At 71.2% G+C, this 1,290-nt stretch carries 2 protein-coding genes and 1 pseudogene; all 3 read left to right on the top strand.

Annotated elements, in window-relative coordinates; translation table 11 throughout:
- A pseudogene (locus AC27KI_RS25115) lies at positions 1 to 261 on the top strand (tRNA epoxyqueuosine(34) reductase QueG); the annotation flags it as partial.
- 97 nt (positions 262 to 358) lie between these two features.
- Positions 359 to 718, top strand: coding sequence for a CidA/LrgA family protein (locus tag AC27KI_RS25110; protein ID WP_487116499.1), 360 nt, complete (start codon positions 359 to 361; stop codon positions 716 to 718).
- 10 nt (positions 719 to 728) lie between these two features.
- Positions 729 to 1,290: LrgB family protein (locus tag AC27KI_RS25105; RefSeq protein ID WP_487091268.1), on the top strand; the 562-nt coding region annotated here is incomplete at its 3' end.

Raw genomic sequence — 1,290 nt, 5'->3', positions numbered from 1 at the left:
GGCCTGGGCGGGCAGCAGCTCGCGCACCTGTTCGCCTGGGACGAGCCCACCTTCCTGCGCATGACGGAAGGCGGCCCCATCCGCCGCATCGGCCACGAACGGTGGCTGCGCAACGTGGCCGTGGCGCTGGGCAATGCGCTGCATGCCACGGGGGACGCTGGCATCGAGGCCGCGCTGCGGTCCCGCGCCGCCGACGCCAGCGCCCTGGTGCGGGAGCACGTGGCCTGGGGCTTGGAGCAAAAACGGCCTCTAGCACAATAAGTACTAGGGCATAGTGCTATCAAATAAATAGCATTCGCCTGTGGCAAAACGCCCGGGTGCAGGCGGGCTGCGGCTGGCCGACAATACCGGCCTGCCCATGATCCAAGCCCTGTGCCTTCTCATCGCCTTCCAGTTGCTCGGAGAGGCCACGGTGCGCCTGACGGGCTGGCCGTTGCCGGGCGCCCTGGTCGGCATGCTCTGGCTGCTGGCCTGGCTCGCCTGGCGGCGGCGCGTTCCCGAGTCGCTGGCCACCACCGCGGCCACCCTGCTGCAGCACATGATGCTGCTGTTCATCCCCACCGTCACCGGCGTGATGGTGCACTTCGGCCGGGTGGCGGACGAGTGGAAGCCCTTCCTCATCGCCTGCATCGTCGGTGCGGCGGTGACGATGGCCGTGACGGCCGTCACCCTGCATTGGCTGCTGTCGCGCGGTCGGCGCGCGGGTCCGCCGGCATGAAGGCGCCCGCATGACGGATCCCACCACCGGCCTGGCCGCGCTGGGGGCGCTGGAGCGCTCTCCGCTGACCTGGCTCACGCTCACGCTGCTGGCCTACCTCGCAGCGCTGTGGCTGTACCGGCGCAGCGGCCACAACCCGTTCCTGCTGCCCGTGCTCACGGCCGTGGTGGGCATCGTGTGCGTGCTGCTGGCGCTCGGCGTGCCGTACCCGGTGTACTTCGAGGGCGTGCAGCTGATCCATTTCTTCATCGGCCCGGCCACGGTGGCGCTGGCAGTGCCGCTGTACGGGCAACTGGGCCGGATCCGGCAGATCTGGCGGCCGGTGGCGATCGCGCTGCTCGCCGGATCGGTGGCGGCCATCGGGTCGGCCGTGCTCGTGGCGTGGGCGCTGGGCGGGTCGATGCAGACGCTGATGTCGCTTGCGCCCAAGTCGGCCACCATTCCCATCGCGACCGCCGTGGCCGAGCGGCTGGGCGGCATCGCATCGCTGGCGGCGGTGGCCGTGGCGGTCACCGGGATTGCCGGCGCGGTGATGGCCGGCCCGCTGCTGCGCGCGCTGCGGCTCGATGGCG

It is taken from the genome of Acidovorax sp. KPB24-03 (assembly GCF_057546605.1).
The sequence above is the reverse complement of the archived record's forward strand: the minus strand, read 5'-3'. Positions and strand labels throughout refer to the sequence as shown.